Source organism: Bacillus cereus group sp. Bce041 (assembly GCF_052646455.1).
In genome coordinates, this window is sequence record NZ_JBQXON010000002.1 from 710,718 (window position 1) to 731,034 (window position 20,317).

A 20,317-nucleotide genomic window follows, 5' to 3' on the forward strand; every position below is an offset into this window, starting at 1 on the left:
TATGATATGAAACATAACAAAACGATGTTATTTTTTCTAACATTATAGGAGGAGAGCTCATGAATATGGGAGATACAGTTTTTATGTTTGTGACGACAGTAATGGTCATGTTGATGACACCAGGATTGGCACTTTTTTATGGAGGTATGGTTCGCAGCAAAAATGTACTCAGTACAACGATGCATAGTTATAGTGCAATGGCTATCGTTTCGATTCAATGGATTGTTATCGGCTATTCTTTATCATTCGGACCAGATTGGCACGGGCTTATCGGTACACTTGATTGGTTCGGTCTAAACGGAGTTACCTACGCACCAAATCCAGACTACTCATCTACTATTCCTCACAATTTATTCATGATGTTTCAACTCATGTTCGCCATTTTAACTCCAGCTTTAATTTCAGGTGCATTTGCTGAAAGAATGCGATTTTCTGCCTTTCTTATTTTTATCCTTTTATGGACAACGATTGTTTACAATCCTGTCGCTCATTGGGTATGGGGCGTCGGCGGGTGGCTAAGGGAACTTGGTGCACTAGACTTCGCTGGCGGAAACGTCGTTCACATCACTTCCGGAGTTGCTGGTCTTGTATTAGCTATTTTCCTCGGAAAACGAAAAAACATAAATGGTTCTTCTCCTCACCATTTGCCATTTACAATGTTAGGCGCAGGCTTATTATGGTTTGGCTGGTTCGGTTTTAACGTCGGCAGCGCATTATCCTTAAACGACGTAGCTTTAACTGCATTTATTAATACAAATATAGCCGCTGCTGCCTCAGCATTAACTTGGATGCTTTCAGAGTGGTTCTTCCAATCAAAACCGACTGCGATGGGAGCTGCTTGTGGCGCCGTTTCCGGTCTAGTCGCTATTACACCAGCTTGCGGGTTCGTTACACCTTTCTCAGCTCTTCTTATCGGAGCAATTGGCGGCGTATTATGCTTCGGAGCGGTCTTTTTCTTAAAAACAAAATTCGGATACGACGATACACTCGATGCATTCGGATGTCACGGCATCGGTGGAACTTGGGGCGGTATTGCGACAGGATTATTTGCAACTACTGCCGTAAACGGCGATGGCGCTAACGGATTATTTTACGGAAACGCCTCGCTGCTGTTGAAACAACTTGTAGCGATCGGCGCAACATATGCGTTCACAATTATAATGACGTATGCCATTATTAAAGCAATCAACTTCTTCCTCCCTGTCCGGGTAGATGAGCACGAGGAACATATGGGACTTGATATTTCGATGCATGGGGAGAAAGCTTATGAGTATACTGAGCGAGTGAACTAAAAAAGAGATGCAATCTATTAGTAATAGATTGCATCTCTTTTTTGCGCATCGGGCAACATACCCCACCTAGTATAACTGGAAATATATTAACGGTTTTTTGGATATATCGATTGTTCCTTTCAATATATCAACGTTTCGACACAAGATATCGATTTACCAACAAATTCCGACATAACGAAACTGAAGAATACCCGCGTGTAACTTTACACATAAAAAAGACGACCGAAACCCAGTCGTCTTTTCCGATTTATTTCGGAGCATTTCCTACATATTGCGTAATATCAACATTTAATGCCTGCGCTAAACGCATACCGTATTCTTGATCTGCACGGAAGAAGTTACAAACAGCTAGTAATTTCGTGCGTTCATTTACGTCTTTTAAGTCATTTGTTAAGTTTGCAATTAAGTTATCTTGCTCTTCTTTAGAGAATGAACGGTAACGCTCACCTGCTTGTTTGAAGTCATTTGGTTTGTCAATTTTTTCACGAGATACATAGCCTTCTACTTTCATAGTTGAATCGCGGTAAGCTGGGTCTTCAACTGGATTCTCTGCATGACGGCTCGGTTCGTAGTTGATTGTAGATGGGTTTTGATTCACTTGCATCGCACCATCACGTTGTTGATTATGAACAGCTGCGTATGGGCAGTTTACAGGGATTTGTAAGTAATTTGCACCAAGACGATAACGTTGTGTATCTGGGTAAGAGAATAAACGACCTTGTAATAATTTATCTTCCGATGGCTCAATACCATTTACAGTTGCACTTGGAGAGAACGCTACTTGTTCTACTTCTGCAAAGAAGTTTTTCGGATTACGATTTAACGTCATTGTCCCTACTTCCATTAATGGGAAGCGATCTTCTGGCCATACTTTCGTTGGATCTAGTGGATCAAAGTCTAAAGAGTCCATTTCATCTAATTGCATAACTTGTACGTGTAAATCCCATTTTGGGTGATTTCCTTTTTCGATTGCATCGAACAAGTCACGAGTTGCATGATTGAAGTCTTTCCCTTGTACTTCTTGCACTTCTTTCGCATTTAGGTTACGTACACCTTGCTGTGGTTTCCAGTGGTATTTTATATAAACAATTTTACCTTCTTCATTAATCCATTTAAATGAATGGACGCCGAAACCCTCCATTTCACGATAGCTTGCTGGTGTACCGTAATCAGAAAATACCCATGTCATCATATGTGTAGATTCTGGACTTAACGTCATGAAATCCCAATAACGATCTGGCGTTTGAATATTCGTATCAGGTGCTGGTTTTAAGGAATGTACCATATCTGGGAATTTAATTGCATCACGAATGAAGAAAACTGGTAAATGATTACCTACGATATCGTAGTTTCCTTCTTCTGTATAAAATTTAACAGCGAACCCACGTGGGTCACGTGCTGTTTCAGGAGAACCTTGACCATGAATAACCGTTGAAAAACGAACAAATACAGGCGTTTCAGTTCCTTCATTTTGTAAAAATGCAGCTTTCGTATATTGCTTCATACTATTTTTCGTTACGAATACACCGTGAGCACCTGCACCACGTGCATGCACAACACGCTCCGGAATACGTTCACGATCAAAGTGCGCAAGTTTTTCTACTAAATGATAGTCTTCTAATAATACTGGTCCACGACGACCGGCTGTACGAGAATTTTGGTTGTCTCCAACTGGAGCACCTTGGTTTGTTGTTAAGCGATTATTTGGATTCATCTAGGGGGATCCTCCTCTTTATTTCGTAGTAATTATTATTTATTTAAAATTATTATAAATTAATTATTATTCAAAACTAAATCTTTGTCAACTATTTCCTTCACTTTTTTGGAAACAATTTCAGCCAAACAGTCGATAAATGCTGATTGTGCATTCGGCATATTTGGTCTAAAATATTTGGCATTTAATTCATCAGTTACAACTTTACATTCATAATCGTTGTCATATAAAACTTCTAAATGCTCCGCTACAAAACCAACTGGGCAATATATGAAAGATTCGTACCCATGCTCTTCATATAAATCTTTCGTTAAATCTTGCACATCTGGACCAATCCACGGATCTGGAGTATTCCCAGCACTTTGCCAACCGATTGTATAGTTTTGAATATTTGCAGCTTCTGCAATTAAATCTGCCGTATGCTTTAGTTGTTCTACATAAGGGTCTCCTGCTGCAATAATTTTTTCCGGCAAACTATGCGCTGAAAAAATTACGACTGCTTTCTCTTTATTATCAATTTCTGTAAACGTCTCTTTTATTTGGTCTGCCCAATACGAAATAAATTTCGGTTCATCATACCATTGTTCAATTGGTTCAATAACAGGACCACCGATTTCTTTTGAAAGACGAATAGCACGGTCATTATACGCTTTAATGCTAAATGTAGAGTAATGCGGCGCTAATACGATACTAATCGCTTGCTCGATCCCATCACGCTTCATTTCTTCTACAGCATCTTCTATAAATGGTGCAATATGTTTTAAACCTAAGTAACAAGTAAATTCATACTCTGTAAATATGTTATTCATTGAATCTGTTAATTTATGCGCCTGTTCTTTCGTAATTTTTGCAAGCGGTGAAATTCCACCAATCGCTTTATAGCGCCCAATTAAATCTTCAAGCGCTTCTTCTGATGGCGTACGCCCGTGACGGATATGTGTATAATATGCCTCTACATCGTCTAATGATTCTGGTGTTCCATACGCCATTACGAGTAAACCTATTCTTTTCTTTGTCATCTATCTAACACCTCAATTTTATAAATGAGAATCTTTTTCAGAACATTTGTTTCCAATTATAACAAGTAATAATAAGTACGTCAAAATAATAATTCTAATTAAGTATTATTTATAAGGTGATTTTGAATTTTATATGACAATTTCTTTAATAAAAAGCGACTTACATAATTGTAAGCCGCTTTTCCCTTATTCCTTAATATTTACCCCATATTCTTTAAACCAAACATGAATTTGTGCTAAATGAGCTAAAAGCTGTGGCCCAGTCATCAATTGACCAAACCATGGTGTTTGAAATGCACTGCCGCCAGACTGAATCAATCCGCTCAACTGCTCTTTATCAAACAGTTCGTGTAAAATTGAACCTTTATCCGTTAATAGATTTTGAAGCCATACTGTTACTGCTTTTGTATAGTGCGGATTGTGCGTTTTCGGATAAGGACTCTTCTTTCTATATAAGATGTCATGTGGAAGTACACCTTCTAACGCTTTACGTAATAGACCTTTTTCGCGGTTTTTATACATTTTCATTTCCCAAGGAATATTCCACGCATATTCGACAAGACGATGATCTGCAAATGGAACACGTACTTCTAAGCTCGCTCCCATACTCATGCGGTCTTTTCTGTCTAATAATGTTGTCATAAACCATACCATATTTAAATAAAATAATTGGCGTCTTTTTGCTTCTAGCGGACTTTCCCCCTCTAAAATAGGAACTTCTTGAATCGACTCTTCATAGCGCCTTTGTACATATTGTTGTAAATTTAATTTATTTCTCCATTCTTTTTTTAGAAGTTGTTCACGTGCCTCTGTAGAACGCATCCACGGAAATGCACTCGATTGTAAATCATCTTCTCTATAAAACCACGGATATCCACCAAATATTTCATCTGCACATTCTCCAGATAAGCCAACGACAAAATCTTGTTTAATTTCTCGGCAAAACCATAATAATGACGAATCGATATCTGCCATACCAGGCAAATCACGAACGAGTACTGCTTCAGTTAAATACTCTGCTAATTTTTCATTCGAAATGACGCAGCGATGATGGGTTGTTTGAAATGTCTCAGTCATTAAATTAATAAACGGAGCATCTGAATTTGGCTGGAATGCATTCGCTTTAAAGTATTTGTCATTATCTTCGTAATCAATAGAATACGTGTGTAATTGCCCTTTTCCTGATCTCTCATATTCTTTCGCTGCAATAGCTGTAATAGCGCTCGAATCTACACCACCCGATAAAAAAGTACATAGTGGTACATCAGAAACAAGCTGTCTTGTAATAGCATCTTGTAATAAAAAGCGCGTTTTCTCTACTGTTTCTTCAAAAGAGTCTTCATGTTTTTTACTTTCTACATTCCAATATCTCCATATACATAAACCGTTCTTTGAAAATGTCATTGCATGACCTGGACGCAATTCTTTTATACCAGCATAAATACCGTGGCCAGGCGTTCTTGACGGTCCGAGCCCGAATATTTCTGATAATCCTTCTAACGTTACTTCCGCCTTCACATCTGGATGCGACAATATCGCTTTTAACTCCGAACCAAATAGTAAGCGTCCGCTATCATATTTATAAAAAAGTGGCTTTACACCTAATCGATCTCTCGCAATAAATACTTGTTCTTTCTGTTCGTCCCATACTGCAAACGCATATATACCGTTTAAATGATCGACACATTCTTCTTTCCATTCAATATAAGAAGCTAATAATACTTCTGTATCAGAATGACCTTTGAACGTATATCCTCTTCTTAATAATTCCTTTCGAATGTCTTCTGTGTTATAAAGTTCACCGTTATAGCAAATGGCGTAATTCGTTTCACCTTTTAAACAAGTCATCGGCTGTTTACCGCCCTCAGGATCCACAACGATTAACCGCTTATGCCCAAATGCGACATTTCCTTTAATCCAAACTTTATTATCATCCGGCCCCCGTTTCGCTAACGTCTCAGCCATCTTCGTAACGACATCTCTTTCTCCTTCTAATGAGCGTTTATAATCCACCCATCCTGTAATCCCGCACATATAAATCATCCTTCCATCTTATTTCTTTTCTTGAACGTGCAGTAATCCCCACCCTAAGAGTGCGGATCAAAAAAATGAAAAACTTGACGATAACCTACTATCCACATATGGAATAGCATTTTCACTCAGTAAAACGTGTTTTATTGTATGCCCACCTATGTCTATATGTGTCTAGTTATAAAGAATGCACGAACTGTCTATAACAGGAATAACTACTTTTCATAAAGGAGAAATCGTGTATGATACAACGTAAACATATTTTATATAATCAGCCCCGTGCTCATACAGTCGGTAATGTAGAATATATAAACAATGAGTGGGTATTCTTTGATGATGAAAATGATGAAGCGTTTTTATTAGAAGATATTGCCGAAGATGGGTTTGAAATTTTGTATAATAACAATTGGCTACCAGCCCGTTTCTATGAACAAGATGTATTACAAATCGCCAACGAGCAACACCATTTGCAAAATGGTGAAATGATACGTATTCGAAAAAAGTTACTTCTTAGCTATAATGAATGGCTGGAGGAATTACCTGACTCTGTCTTCACATTATTAACCGAATCATTGCAATCACTTCACTACTCTTTATATGATTGCATGTATTGTCATAATTATTTATCTTTCTTACCGCAAGAGGAGTCACGCGAAGGAGTAAATATTCTTTTGTTTGATAACGAAGAAATGATCTGTACACTGCAGCACCATTTCGTCCGTCACACTACGTCAAATAAAAATATGTTCCGTTTTACGAAAGTAAATGGAGAAGAGTTGCATATCGATGCGACATAAAGTGAAACTTTAATCAGTGGGGTAGCCCACTGATTATTAGCCTTCACCAATCTGATGTTTACGGGATAAAGTAAAAAACCACCTTATAATCTCCCAAGTCTTTGAGATCATAAGGTGGCTTTATTTTTTATTAGAATACTTTCCAGCCAATCGGTAATTTCAGCCCAAGGTAAAATACTGCTACTAGCGCAACAATAAATAAGCCCCAAACCGCCCCTGTTGGTTTGTTTTTGCTCATTTTCACAAGAACCATTTCCATTCCACCGATAACTAAAATACCAGCTAACATTTTTAAGCCATACCACATGTGCATGCTACCTGTTGCTGTCTTCACAATACTCATGTACAACATGAAGCCTGTCACAATAATAATGATATACATTAGGCGAAGCCCCATATGTACACCTTTCCCTTTTCTTCCTGCTGAATAAAGTGAATACGCAACGAAGAATAAAATTAAACCTAACGCCCATGCTGTAATATGCATATGTACCATCGTATCCCTTACCTCCTCTTTTCACACTTTTTCACTCTATATGATAACATGTTCATTTATTTTCAGGAAATGTTTCGCTTTTTTACATTTAAATGCTATAATATTTAGAGTATTTACAAACTTCTTGTAATAACAAAAGGGGGAACAATCATGATTCAAACTAAGGATATTATCGAACTTACAGACACATACGGAGCAAATAACTATCACCCACTTCCAATCGTTATTTCTAAAGCAGAAGGTGTTTGGGTAGAAGATCCTGAAGGAAACCGCTATATGGACTTATTAAGTGCATATTCTGCAGTAAACCAAGGTCATCGTCACCCGAAAATTATTAACGCTTTAATTGACCAAGCTAATCGTGTTACGTTAACTTCTCGTGCTTTCCATAGCGATCAATTAGGTCCTTGGTACGAAAAAGTTGCGAAACTAACTAATAAAGAAATGGTACTTCCAATGAATACAGGTGCTGAAGCTGTTGAAACTGCAATTAAAACAGTTCGTCGCTGGGCTTATGATGTGAAGAAAGTGGAAGCAAACCGTGCTGAAATCATCGTTTGTGAAGATAACTTCCACGGACGTACAATGGGTTCTGTTTCCATGTCTTCAAATGAAGAGTACAAGCGTGGATTCGGTCCAATGCTTCCTGGCATCGTTGTAATTCCTTACGGTGATTTAGAAGCATTAAAAGCCGCAATTACACCAAACACAGCAGCATTCATTTTAGAGCCAATTCAAGGTGAAGCAGGAATTAATATCCCACCAGCTGGTTACTTAAAAGAAGCTTTTGAAGTATGTAAAAAAGAAAACGTTTTATTTGTAGCAGATGAAATCCAAACTGGCTTAGGCCGTACTGGTAAAGTATTTGCTTGTGACTGGGACAATGTAACTCCTGACATGTACATACTTGGTAAAGCACTTGGCGGCGGTGTGTTCCCAATCTCTTGCGTAGCAGCAAACCGCGACATTTTAGGTGTATTTGAGCCAGGTTCTCACGGTTCTACATTCGGTGGTAATCCACTTGCATGTGCTGTTTCTATCGCGGCTCTTGAAGTGTTAGAAGAAGAAAAATTAACAGAGCGTTCTCTTCAATTAGGTGAAAAATTAGTTGGGCAATTAAAAGAGATTGATAACCCAATGATCACTGAAGTTCGTGGTAAAGGTTTATTCATCGGTATCGAATTAAACGAGCCAGCTCGTCCTTACTGTGAACAACTAAAAGCAGCTGGTCTATTATGTAAAGAAACACACGAAAATGTAATTCGTATCGCACCACCTCTAGTAATCTCTGAAGAAGATTTAGAGTGGGCATTCCAAAAAATTAAAGCTGTATTATCGTAATGATAGAGAGGTTGTCCGACATGTTGGGACAACCTCTTTCTTTTTATATTCATTTATATTAAGATGGAATTGTAATTTTCTGTATTTTAAAATCGTAAAGGAGGTGCGACATGCTATTAAGATATGGTAAACATATTAACTATTTAGCTACAGCTTTTATTTTAGTTACATTCCTTGGTTTCCTACTTTCCACAACATGGCTTCATTACTCAACTCCTACTACACTCACACTACTGAAAGCATCATTTTGGACTGCTGTTATTCTTACTATCATTGGTTTTGGACGAGAAAAAAGCGCACTTACGGTTATACTATTTGGCATTTGTACACTTGCATTCATTGGTCTTTACACTTTTGCCGTTATCGATTACCTCTATAACCCAAGGCCATAAAAAAGAGCTATCTTTTAACAAGATAGCTCTTTTCTTTATTTCACTACATTTCGTAAAGTACCAATTCCTTCTACTGTAATGACCACTTCATCACCAGCATGTAAAAACTTCGGTGGTGTAAAACCTTTTCCGACACCAGCCGGCGTTCCTGTTGCGATAATATCACCTGGTTCTAAAGTCATTCCTTTACTTATCGTTGAAATAATTTCTTCTATTGAAAAAATCATTTTATTTGTGTTAGAAGTTTGCCTTACTTCTCCATTTACTACCGTTTCAATGTGTAATGCATTCGGCGCATTAACCACCGATTTATGAATTAAATACGGTCCCATCGGACAAAATGTATCGAAGCTTTTCCCAAGGAAAAACTGTTTATGTTTTCTTTGAATGTCTCGAGCTGTTACATCATTGATAATCGTATAACCAAAAACATGCTCAAGCGCTTTTTCTTTTTTTATTTGCTTCCCTCGCTTACCAATAATGATAGCTAATTCTCCTTCATAATCTAGTTCGTCCGTTGCATGAGGGTGACCATTAATTTGCTCATTTATGCCAATAACTGTTGTTGGCGCTTTCGTAAAGATCATTATATTTTCTGGAATAGACTCTACTCCGCCCATTTCTACCGCATGCTCACGATAGTTTTTTCCAACGCACAAAATATTCTTTCTTGGCCTTGGAATCGGCGCTAATATTTTCACCTCTGTTAACGGATAATACGCCGCTTCCCCGTTCTCTTTTGCCCAATTTACAATTTCACATACTTTCTCAAAGCATTCAGTCCCTCTTTCAATACACTCTAACATTGTAATAGGGATTATAACCTTTTCCCCTTTTTGTCTTTGCGCTTCTCTTAAGTGTAATACCTTTTCTTCTTCTTCATCTACAATACCTACAAATACCTTTTCTTCTTTCTTCGCCGTTACAAAACGCAATATTTCCACTCTCCATCCTAAAACTCATACCCTTTAATTGTATTCGCATCCGCAAGAAAAAAACCTTCTCATGCACGCTAATTTTTACAATATTCTTCTCATCCCCTATTCGTTACCCCTCTATCATTTGGCATAAAATGTAGAAATTTTACTTTTTTTAGCGAATGCATTTCTTTTTTATGAAGTTTTTGTATAATATGTACTACATATATACTAAAAATTTCATTTAGAGATGGAGCCGATTTCAATGTTTGAGCAAGCGATTGAAAAAAAACGTGAAAAAATGATTTATTTTGCTGAACGCTATGGAATGACTTCTCAAAAAACAGTGGATTGTAGCCAAGAACTGGACAGGCTCTTAAATGTAATTTGTCATGTACATACGGATTTACACCCTAATCAAACGTTCAAAACACACACGCAATAATGCGTGTGTTTCTTTTATTTCAAAAAAATACACATTTTATTGGAAACGCCCATACAATAGTAGAAAAGAAAATTTTAAAAACGAAGGGTGTTTTGTATGCCAGCTATGGTCGGACATATTCGTATCGTCAATATTGGATCAAGTGGTATTTTTCATATTGGAGATGTATTTGCGATTAGGCCTATTAGTTACTCACGTGCTTTCGCCGGGGCCGGCTCTTTCAACGTTGGAGACAATGTTTCTGTCTACAATTATCAAAGTGCAACGACTGTCAACGATTCAGATGTAATCGATCAAGCGATAATTGGCTCAACTTAAAGGAGGCAATTGCATTGAATTTTTATGTAAACCAAAGTATCATCATCAACAGTATTAAAATTGATAGCATTACAACCTCTTCTGTGTTCCAAATTGGTACTGCCGGAAGTATTAAAGCCCTATCTAAATTTTCAAATACGGGCGGATTTACGGAACCGCTTCGCCCATTACAGGCGAAAGGACAAATTATTTCTATCAAACCATCAACTAGTTCTTCTTAAGACATCCTTGTCATAAATATATAGCAGGAATATTTTTACCCTCCCTATTGAAAAGGAGGTTTCACAAATGAATCAAGATATATATACTTACTTACACCAACTTCAACAAGCTCTTCAAACACAACAAGCAGCCATCCTAAATTTAGAAGATCAAGTGCGCCAACTCCAAGAAGAGCTTAACGAATTAAAAAATCGCCCCTCCTCTTCTGTAGGAAAAGTGGAATACAAATTCGATCAATTAAAAGTCGAAAATTTAAATGGTACTTTAAATATTGGTTTAAACCCATTTTCAGCAAAAGGACAACAAATTGAAGATTTTCAAGTGGATACAGAAACATTGAAGGTAAACCCTGAAACCGAAACAAACCCAGACTTTTATCAAGGTATCCTCCAAGAAATGCATCGATACTTAGATGAAGAAGCATATAATCGTATTCTCCATTTTGAACAAGAAGAGAGAACACCGCTTGATGAAATGTATCGACAAATGATGGTGGATGACATAAAAAAACAGATGGAGCATCGACTCCCTTATTATTTATCACAAGCGCAATCATATGAAGGTATTTCAACAGATCCAGATTATTTACGAGATATCATTATTCAGGCAATGAAACAAGATATTGACAAAGCCTTTCTCTCCTTTATTCAGCACATACCGGGAAATTTCCGAAAGGAGTAAGTATGTATGAACCTTAACGTTGTAAACCGTGAGTTAAAAGTCGGACAGATTAAAATGAACGGTGTATCGTCGTCCGCACTCTTTTTAATTGGAGATGCAAATCTCCTCATTCTATCTTCTATTCTCGATACACCATTTGAAACAGTTACAGAGGGTCCATTTGTACCATTAGTAACAGATGTCCCCCCTACTCCAGGTTAAGGAGACTGAAAAATTATGTTGCATCATGTGTCCATTGTCCAAAATGTTTCTATTATTTCTTTAGGGATTACTGCCGTATTTCAAGTTGGAGATGCAAACCAAATGGAATTAAAAAGTAGAGCTATTGCCGTCCACCGTGAAATTCCTTTTTATATACGGGGAGAAGGTCGCTTTGATGCTTTTGAAATCTTTACAGATGAACACATTACAATTCCAAAACGAACGACAGATGTAAAATTAAATATTGTAAATGAATGCCCTTTTATTGAAGTGAATAACGTTGAATTGCGGACACTTTTAAATTCTGGTTGCTTTCAAATTGGAAATGTTGATTATGGTTTTAATAACTCTCGTATTATACAAATCCGCCAATATATTACGGATGAACCTTCCGCACAATAATTCATATAGTAATTAAAAAGCTTAGTAAAGTAGGTGGATGGTATGCCTTCAGTTGTAGGAAATCTCGTCGTGCAAAACAGTAACGGCTCTTTCAACTTAGGAGATTTTTATAACGTATCTCCGAAAGAAAACACGAAAGCCTATAACGGATCTGGAGCTTCCAATGTTGGGTTTGTCGTGAATACGTTTAACGGTGTTAGTGCAACGAATACATTTGATTCTGATGTGGCAGATCAAGATCAGATTGGAACAGCGTAAAAAAAGTAGGAGATATTCTCCTACTTTTTTCTTTTATGTAATTCAAAATTATTAAAATGAAATTTTAATAAGCAAGAGCTTCACTGTCCACAAATAGTGGTATAAACACATAAGTAGTGAAGAGGCACTATTTCATTTTATTTAAATGATAACCCACTCTCCTCCAAAGCCTTCCTAAGCTTCGGCAAAGACGCAGGTCCCATACCATGCAGTTTTAAAATTTCTTTTTCACTATATTTTGAGAGTTCTTCTACAGTTTGAATTCCACGGTGCTCTAATGCCCTTCTTGCTGGCGCTGAAAGAAGAGAGAGAAAACCTTCTTTTGGTTTTCTCTCTTTCTCACAGACTGGGCAAGTTGGACAATCGCTACTTTTATAGTACTCGTGTCCCTGTTCACAAGTTCTTAACGTTTTTTCCGTTACCATTTTCAAGCCCCTCTATTCTTCAATATTTACAACGTGATTCCCATCAAAGAAGTATAAACATTTCTCTTTTACAGGATGTTGTAAGCTTTTCTCCAGTGCTTTTGCATATAACGAAAGCTGCACTTTATATCGATCTTCTAAAATTGGTTTCGCTTGTTCGAATCCGCCTGGGAATTTCCCTTCAATCGTATCTGTTTTAAAGTCGATTAACGTAATGCCATCTTCCTCTTCAATCATGCAGTCGATAACCCCTTGGACAAGAATCGTTTCTTCACTCTTCCCTTGCCAATCTTGATATGCTTCTTCTGCTGCAAGCATCATCGTAAATGGTACTTCACGCTCAACACTTTTCGCCGCTAATACCCTTTTACCTAAGTCACTGTCAAAGAATGAAATTACTTTTTCAATCGCTATTTCTTCCGCCTGCTCGAATGTTAATAATTCCTTATTTACCATTCCAGCAATTTGCTCTTGAAGAACTTCAACCGTAATCGGCTTCTTCAAATCAACATGCTGCATAACGGCATGGACTGCTGTTCCGCGCTCTGCGTACGTTAACCCTTTTTTCTCCATAAAGCGCGGGCGTGTTTTAATTGGTGCACGTAGTTTTTTAATAAAGGCGTTATCGCTACCTTCTTCAGATTGATAATTTCTCTTTATTTCTGTAACAGATTGCTTCGCACGATGAGATGTCGCATCCTCATATCCGTACTTCCACATTAATCTGTCGTACACTTCTTCTTTCCGTTCACTTTGCAGGGGAACAGCCTTTTTCTCACGAAGCGCTTCTAACAATTCTTGTTTCTCTTCTTGAACTGGCTCTGGTGCAAGTAGTGTGTTACCGTCCACAACTTCTACTTTCCAGCTAGTGTCATATCCGTAAATTTCATCTGGAATACTTCCTTGTCCTAATTCAAGAAGCATTTCACTATCACGGTGTCTATATAATGAAGGTGCAATCCAGTCTAAATAACAAGACGCTCCGGCACGTATGTGATCTGGTAATAACCATTCACTATGTTCCCTCGCATCAAGCCATTTTTCCATTTCCTTATTTGCATCCTTAACTGTTCCGATTAAAATTAACTTCTCTTTCGCACGCGTCAATGCTACGTATAGTACGCGCATTTCTTCCGCAATTAATTCCATTTTCATTTTACGCTTAATCGCAAGCTGTGATAATGTTGTATATTTAATTCGTTTACGCGGATCGATAAATTGCGAACCGAAACCGAAATCTTTATGCAATAAGAAACGTTTCATTAAGTCTTGTGTATTAAAACGACGACCGAGTCCAGCTACAAATACGACCGGGAACTCTAGCCCTTTACTTTTATGAATCGTCATAATGCGAACAACGTCTTCTTGTTCACCGAGGGCCCTCGCCGTACCCATATCATCACCGCGTTCTAAAATACGTTCAATAAAACGTAAGAAGCGGAATAATCCTCTAAATGATGTTGCTTCATATTGTCTTGCGCGGTCATATAGTACGCGTAAGTTTGCCTGCCTTTGCTTTCCAGCTGGTAAACCGCCAACGAAGTCGTAATAACCTGTCTCACCGTACACTTTCCAAATTAAATCAGAAAGTGATTGTTGACGGGCGAATTCACGCCATCCTTGCAATAAGTTATAAAACCACTCTAATTTATCATGAAGTTCTTGCTCCTCTTCAAGCGGTGCCCCTTTTAAGAATGAGCTCATTACTTCATAAAACGAGCCTTTCTTTCCATGAGCACGAAGCGTTGCAAGTTCTTCATCGCTCAATCCAACGATTGGGGAACGAAGTACAGCGGCAAGCGGAATATCTTGCATCGGATTATCAATAACGCGGAATACGTTCATCATAATATTTACTTCCGTCGCTTCAAAATAACCAGTCGCGAGGTCAGCGTATACTGGAATTCCTTGTAATTTTAACTCTTCCATAATTTGCGGGGCCCACGGCATGGAGCGAAGTAAAATAACGAAATCGCGATATTGCACCGGACGCATACTATCATTTTTACGGTCATACACTTCATAACCGGAATCAACCATCGCTTTAATGCGCTGCGCCATAAGGCGAGCTTCAAGCTGTGCTTTTTCGACTTCTGCACCTTCTTCACCGTCTATTACTTCTTCTTCCGTTTGCTGAATACATAATAATTCTGCTGCTACATCTTCACCTTCTGGATAGGTAGCACCTAGCTTTAGTTCAGCGTCAGCATCGTAGTCAATTTCCCCAACTTCTTCGCCCATAATTTGTTTAAAAATAAAGTTCGTACCTGCTAGTACTTCATGACGACTACGGAAGTTTTTCGCTAAGTCAATCTTCATTCCGCCGCCCAATCCTTCTTGTGTGAAACGTTTATACTTTCCTAGGAATAAGCCTGGCTCGGCTAGTCGGAAACGATAAATCGACTGCTTTACGTCACCAACCATGAACAAGTTTCCTTCACTCTCAGAATCTTTCGTTACGAATTTAATAATGGATTCCTGTACAAAGTTCGTGTCTTGATATTCATCGACTAATACTTCAGCAAATTTATTACGATATTGGAGCGCCACTGCTGACGGATTCATTTCACCATTTTCACTTTGTTCACTTAAAATTTGTAAACAGAAATGCTCTAAATCTGTGAAATCGACCATTCCTTTATCTCGCTTCATCGCTTGGAAACGCTCTGTAAATACTTTTACAAGTTGAACAAGCTTTTCTAATACTGGGTGCATATCTTGAAAATCTCGTAAGAAACTTTCAGGTTTGCGGCTAAATAACTCTTCTTGTAATTTCTTCACTTCATCTTTCGCTTTATTACGAAGAGAGTCTACTTGTTTTACAACATCTTCATTGTAATCACTTTTCTTAATACGCTTTAACGTTTGCCACGATACGTTTTGCATCGCTTCATACACACTTGTCCACGACTCACGAGCAGCTGATGATAGCGTTCCAAGTAATGCTACATCTGCTTGCAGGGTTTCAATGCGAGGCGCTGGACCGTCAGGAAGCATTGCGAGTTCAGTTGCCTTACGAATATGCTGTTCCGCTGTTTCAAGCTGGAATTTCACATCTTCTAATAAATAAGAAGCATATACTAAATCCTCAATTGTCTTTCCTTCTACGTCATATGCTTCTACTAATTTATCAAGCCATTTTTCCGGATTTGGATGCGCTCTTGATTCTGTATGAAGCGCTAAAATCATACGTTGTAAGTCATCATCACTACGGTCACTCGTATAACGATCAACGAGTTCAAAGAATATCGTATTATCTTCGATGCCATACTCTTCTTCTAATATGTCATCTAGCACTTCTTCTTTTAACAATTCATTTTCTGTTTGATTCGCAATACGGAAACGAGGATCAACATCAAGCATGTAGTAATATCCTCTAATTACTTGTAAACAGAATGAGTGAATTGTTGAAATGGAAGCTTTATTTAATAGGCTCAGCTGCTTTCTTACGTGTTGAGAGCCTGGTTCATCAATTAATACCTTTTCTAACGCTTCTCCGATTCGGTTTTTCATCTCTTGTGCTGCTGCATTCGTAAATGTTACAACGAGCAGGCGGTCGACATCGACTGGATTCTCTTCATTAATAATCTTTTTAATAATACGTTCAACTAATACCGCTGTTTTACCTGATCCAGCTGCAGCAGCAACTAAAATATCACGTCCGTTAGCTACAACAGCTTTCCACTGGTCATCTGTCCATTGACTACCTTCTGGTTTTTTAGGCCAATTTTCTATCATTCTCCGCCAACCTCCTCTCTTATTTTCTCCATCGCTTCGCTATCTTTCATATCTTTTAACGATCGGAACTGATTATCTTCCAGTGACTCATCAAACTGACAAACAGATTTGAAGTTACAGAACGTACATGCCGCTTTATTCCCCATTTTATAAGGAGCAATATCGATAACACCTTCTGTAATGTCTTTTCCGATATTTTCAAACGTATGGTGTACATATTTTTGCAGTACGTTAAACTCTTGCTCACTTGCAATACTTGAACGCGCACTAAAGCTACCGTCTTTTTTCAGGCCAGCAGAAATAATATCTGAGCTTCCTGTTGAAAGTTTGTTATCCATTAAACGAACAACGTCAGCATCTCCTAATACGAGTCCTTTCATTTTAAATTTCTTCAAAATTTCTTTTTCAATTTCAGCTTCAGATGCGTCACCTTTCATCTCAACGATTGGGTTATGAATATGGAAATACAATACACCAGCTGGTAATGCTGCGTGGCCTTTTTTCATCCACGTCTGTGCATTCGAAGTAACAACATCTAAATACGTTAACATTTGAAGTGCTAATCCGTAATACACTTCCGTTAAATCTAACGCTTTTGAACTTGATTTATAATCAATAATACGTAAGAACGTCCCGTTTTCATCTTCTGCCTTATCAACACGGTCAATACGGCCGACTACTTCCATCTTTACACCATTTGGTAATGAGAATTCCATCGGCGGAAGTGACCCTGTACCTCCCATACCGAACGGCACCTCTAAATCAACTGGTACGAATCCGCTTGACTTCGCATGTTCACGAAGAATGATTGACGTACGGAAAATGATTTGTTGTAGTTTTTGTTTTAAATAGAAATGACGGTTTGAACTTAATAAAATTTGTCGTTGTAATAACGGTGCGATTTCTTCTATTACTAAGACAGAAAGATGCTCACACTCTTTTATGGATAAATCCGCCCAAGTACGGTTTTCACGCAATAACTTGTCCGCAATTTTCTTTAATGCCGCATGGAATAATTCGCCGATGTCCGGCGCATCAAGCTTGAAAATATCACGCTCTCTAAGCGATAAACCGTGCTGCGCAAAATGAGCGTATGCACAACGGTTAAATAGTTCCATACGAGAGACGCTTCCTTTAATTATATCTCCGTATAAATCTCTACTTACTGCTGTACTTAGTTTCTTCGCACGATTTCGATAGAATAAACTTGATAAGACGCGGCTACTTTTTTGTTTCCATTCATCTGAAGTTACGTAGAAATTATATACGTCCCACCAAAAGTCTAAATTCCCTTCAAATCCGTATCGCTTCCACGTTTGTAGTTGCTGCATAACGTAAGATAACGTTACTTCTGGCGTTGCTACATATGAAATTTGTTCTGAACGTGATAAATCATTTACGTCATTCGTAATAAATGAATCTTTCACATTAGGGAACATTCTTTTTATTTTCTTAATAAAGCTAGACGCAAGTAACGTCTTTCCTTCTTCATCTGCAAGCGGGCATGAAATGTATAACTTCTCAGATGCTCTCGTTACCATTTGATACATAACGAACTGTTCTTCTAACAAAGTTTGTCTCGTCGTTGGCGCTAATTCAATCCCTGCCGCACCAAGAACTTCTCTTTCCTCATCAGAAAGCATACCTTCATCCATAGGTGCTGCTGGAATGACACCCTCATTTACACCTATAATAAACGTTGCTTTCACATCAGATAATCTGGAGTGATCAATATTAGCAATTAACACTTGGTCTAATGACGGCGGAATGTTAGCAAATTGAAGTGCCTCAAGACCAGTCGACATAACGTCAGTAAACATTGAAAGAGACATTTTCTCTTCCCCAAGCATCTCTACAAATGTATCAAGAAGGCTCATTACTTCTTCCCATACTTGTTCATGATCTGTCGCAAATAAGAAATCTCCACTTTCTTCTGCACGTATACGTAATTCTTCTAGTTTTTTCGGAACATCCAGTTCTTCTAAAAACAAGTAAACTGCTTCACACATTTGCATAACTGTTCCTGCACGCTTTAACCTTTTTTGCATGCGAATAACAGGTGTTCTTACAACGTCACGTAGCCTATTTATTTTCTCTTCCATTTCACGTTCACTGTCTGTAATCATCCCGTTCGTATCATCAAGAGAACGATAACGGCGATACATCCATGGATCTTCAGCAGTCCATCTCTTTCCTTGTACACCGTACGCTAAACAGTAATTTTCAAATTCATCCATTTCTTCACGCATCGCTTCTTTTCTTACGTCTAATGGATATAAAAGCTCTGTTTTCACGCAGCGGAACACCGCATCATAACGCCAATTCCCACTAATAATCTCGAGTGCAGAACGAATACATTCTACTAATGGGTGATGTGACATCGGGCGCTTTTCATCGATGAAGTGCGGGATATTATAATCTGTAAATAACGTTCGCATCACATCGTAATAACTTTCCCCATTACGAAGAAGCACTGCAATATCCCGGTAACGATATTTTTCGTCCGCAACAAGTTTACGAATTTCACGAGCAACACCTTCTACCTCCGCTCGTAAATTCGCAGCTGTACTAATCGTTACACTCGCTTCACCGTTAAATTTTTCATTCGGACGCGCTTCATAATGAGCTTCTAAATGCGCTAATGCCGGAGAATGAAAACGCGGCTGTTCCATAAGTGGAATTGTTTTTTCAATTTCTATTTTCTCTTCACGCGCTACTTGTTTTATTTTTTCATACGTTAACGTCGTTTCATAAAATAAATCGAGTTCATTTACTGGCTGCTCTAACGTTTTTTCATCTATCGTTAACGTGATCGTAACTCTCGCTCCGCAAATCATAAGCTGTCTTACAATCTCTAACTCTTGCGGGGAGAATGAATGAAATCCGTCTATATAAATTTCCGCACCATTTACATATTCAGACTGCGGAAGCTTTTCCACTAGCAATTGCAGGTAGTCTTCTGAATCTAAATATTTTCCAATTAAAGCACGTTCAAAATCATCGTATAACAGCTGTAAATCATACACTTTATTCGCTAGTAACTTTTGTTCGGCACTGCTACTATGCGCATCTAATTGTTGCCACATTTCATATACGTTAGATGGCGTTACATTGTAACGTTTAAACTCTGCAATCATACTACCAAGATGTTCAAAGAAACCGTTTTGCTCCGCTGCTTTTTGGAACACCGATAATCCATCTTTACGAGACTCTACAATTTTACGGAGTAACATATGTACACCAGCTTCATCAATATGAAGACGACTCGCTCCGCCAACTTCTTGCAGTACCTTCCACGCTAATCGTGAAAAACTAAAAACTTGTGCCCGAATAGAACCTCTTACATCCTCACTTCCAATTAACGCCTGCTGCGTCTGGAATGTCATCTGTTCTGGCACAAGATATAATATTGTTTTCCCTCTCGGGCGTTGTTTTAACTCTTCTTGCACTTCGCGTAAACAAAGTGTACTTTTTCCACTTCCCGCTCTACCAATCACAAATCGAAGTGACATGTAACCCCACCTTTCACTTACATAACGAACGTTAGTTTGCTACTATAATTGTATTATAGGACACGAAAAAAGACAAACTGAGTTGTTTGCCTTTTTCTATACTTCTATCTATTATA

Annotated in this window: 19 protein-coding genes; 11 read left to right on the forward strand and 8 right to left on the reverse strand. The window is 38.2% G+C overall.

Annotated features, from left to right (window positions below):
• The first annotated feature begins 59 nt into the window (after positions 1–59).
• Entirely contained in the window at positions 60–1,292 is a 1,233-nt protein-coding gene (locus tag ACUN13_RS09660) for an ammonium transporter (RefSeq protein ID WP_001055855.1), read from the forward strand.
• Between the two features lie 247 nt (positions 1,293–1,539).
• On the opposite strand, the gene katB is transcribed toward ACUN13_RS09660, so the two are convergent.
• From katB to asnB, 3 genes are all read right to left on the reverse strand, one after another.
• Positions 1,540–3,006 carry a catalase KatB gene (gene katB / locus ACUN13_RS09665; RefSeq protein WP_025687695.1) on the reverse strand — a complete coding sequence of 489 codons (1,467 nt, stop codon included), beginning with the start codon at positions 3,004–3,006 and terminating at the stop codon, positions 1,540–1,542.
• Between the two features lie 59 nt (positions 3,007–3,065).
• Positions 3,066–4,025: a ferrochelatase gene (hemH, locus tag ACUN13_RS09670; protein ID WP_078385730.1), complete on the reverse strand. Its 960-nt coding sequence runs from the start codon at positions 4,023–4,025 to the stop codon at positions 3,066–3,068.
• Positions 4,026–4,211: 186 nt separating this feature from the next.
• Positions 4,212–6,059: an asparagine synthase (glutamine-hydrolyzing) gene (gene asnB, locus ACUN13_RS09675; protein ID WP_025687429.1), complete on the reverse strand. Its 1,848-nt coding sequence runs from the start codon at positions 6,057–6,059 to the stop codon at positions 4,212–4,214.
• 239 nt (positions 6,060–6,298) lie between these two features.
• Between asnB and ACUN13_RS09680 the strand changes: the two genes are divergently transcribed.
• On the forward strand, positions 6,299–6,853 hold the full coding sequence (locus ACUN13_RS09680; protein ID WP_000616046.1) for a DUF2777 domain-containing protein: 555 nt from the start codon (positions 6,299–6,301) through the stop codon (positions 6,851–6,853).
• A gap of 130 nt (positions 6,854–6,983) precedes the next feature.
• Here the strand turns inward: ACUN13_RS09680 and ACUN13_RS09685 are convergent, their stop codons facing one another.
• Entirely contained in the window at positions 6,984–7,349 is a 366-nt protein-coding gene (locus tag ACUN13_RS09685; protein ID WP_000233494.1) for a YisL family protein, read from the reverse strand.
• A 150-nt stretch (positions 7,350–7,499) separates the two neighbouring features.
• On the opposite strand from ACUN13_RS09685, the gene rocD reads away from it, so the two are divergent.
• Entirely contained in the window at positions 7,500–8,690 is a 1,191-nt protein-coding gene (gene rocD / locus ACUN13_RS09690; protein WP_000616658.1) for an ornithine aminotransferase, read from the forward strand.
• Between the two features lie 110 nt (positions 8,691–8,800).
• Complete coding sequence (locus tag ACUN13_RS09695; protein WP_342761691.1) at positions 8,801–9,082, forward strand: hypothetical protein; 282 nt, start codon at positions 8,801–8,803, stop codon at positions 9,080–9,082.
• A gap of 35 nt (positions 9,083–9,117) precedes the next feature.
• Here ACUN13_RS09695 and ACUN13_RS09700 read toward each other — a convergent pair whose 3' ends face one another.
• Positions 9,118–10,017, reverse strand: coding sequence for a fumarylacetoacetate hydrolase family protein (locus ACUN13_RS09700; protein ID WP_025687430.1), 900 nt, complete (start codon positions 10,015–10,017; stop codon positions 9,118–9,120).
• Between the two features lie 247 nt (positions 10,018–10,264).
• Between ACUN13_RS09700 and ACUN13_RS09705 the strand changes: the two genes are divergently transcribed.
• The 7 genes from ACUN13_RS09705 to gerPF all read left to right on the forward strand — a co-directional run bounded on the left by ACUN13_RS09705 (position 10,265) and on the right by gerPF (position 12,526).
• The gene (locus ACUN13_RS09705; RefSeq protein WP_000462841.1) at positions 10,265–10,444 is read left to right on the forward strand and encodes an aspartyl-phosphate phosphatase Spo0E family protein; all 180 of its coding nucleotides are present in this window, start codon (positions 10,265–10,267) and stop codon (positions 10,442–10,444) included.
• Between the two features lie 96 nt (positions 10,445–10,540).
• Positions 10,541–10,762 (forward strand): spore germination protein GerPA, encoded by a 222-nt coding sequence (gene gerPA, locus ACUN13_RS09710; protein WP_001111187.1) that lies wholly within the window; start codon positions 10,541–10,543, stop codon positions 10,760–10,762.
• A 14-nt stretch (positions 10,763–10,776) separates the two neighbouring features.
• Positions 10,777–10,983: a spore germination protein GerPB gene (gerPB, locus tag ACUN13_RS09715; protein ID WP_001012508.1), complete on the forward strand. Its 207-nt coding sequence runs from the start codon at positions 10,777–10,779 to the stop codon at positions 10,981–10,983.
• Positions 10,984–11,050: 67 nt separating this feature from the next.
• Complete coding sequence (gerPC, locus tag ACUN13_RS09720; protein WP_001070760.1) at positions 11,051–11,665, forward strand: spore germination protein GerPC; 615 nt, start codon at positions 11,051–11,053, stop codon at positions 11,663–11,665.
• Positions 11,666–11,671: 6 nt separating this feature from the next.
• Complete coding sequence (gene gerPD / locus ACUN13_RS09725) at positions 11,672–11,866, forward strand: spore germination protein GerPD (protein WP_001052807.1); 195 nt, start codon at positions 11,672–11,674, stop codon at positions 11,864–11,866.
• Positions 11,867–11,881: 15 nt separating this feature from the next.
• Positions 11,882–12,268, forward strand: coding sequence for a spore germination protein GerPE (locus ACUN13_RS09730; RefSeq protein ID WP_000902324.1), 387 nt, complete (start codon positions 11,882–11,884; stop codon positions 12,266–12,268).
• 42 nt (positions 12,269–12,310) lie between these two features.
• A complete protein-coding gene (gene gerPF, locus ACUN13_RS09735) occupies positions 12,311–12,526 on the forward strand; it encodes a spore germination protein GerPF (RefSeq protein WP_001141566.1) in 216 nt (71 codons plus the stop codon).
• A 137-nt stretch (positions 12,527–12,663) separates the two neighbouring features.
• Here the strand turns inward: gerPF and ACUN13_RS09740 are convergent, their stop codons facing one another.
• From ACUN13_RS09740 to addB, 3 genes are read right to left on the reverse strand one after another with little or no spacing between them, the layout of a single operon-like run.
• The gene (locus ACUN13_RS09740; RefSeq protein ID WP_000255728.1) at positions 12,664–12,951 is read right to left on the reverse strand and encodes an RNA polymerase alpha subunit C-terminal domain-containing protein; all 288 of its coding nucleotides are present in this window, start codon (positions 12,949–12,951) and stop codon (positions 12,664–12,666) included.
• A gap of 12 nt (positions 12,952–12,963) precedes the next feature.
• Positions 12,964–16,689, reverse strand: a complete 3,726-nt coding sequence (addA, locus tag ACUN13_RS09745) for a helicase-exonuclease AddAB subunit AddA (protein ID WP_000572298.1) — start codon at positions 16,687–16,689, stop codon at positions 12,964–12,966.
• Positions 16,686–20,201: a helicase-exonuclease AddAB subunit AddB gene (gene addB, locus ACUN13_RS09750; RefSeq protein WP_257115925.1), complete on the reverse strand. Its 3,516-nt coding sequence runs from the start codon at positions 20,199–20,201 to the stop codon at positions 16,686–16,688. The genes addA and addB overlap by 4 nt, the downstream gene beginning before the upstream one ends.
• Positions 20,202–20,317 lie beyond the last annotated feature (116 nt).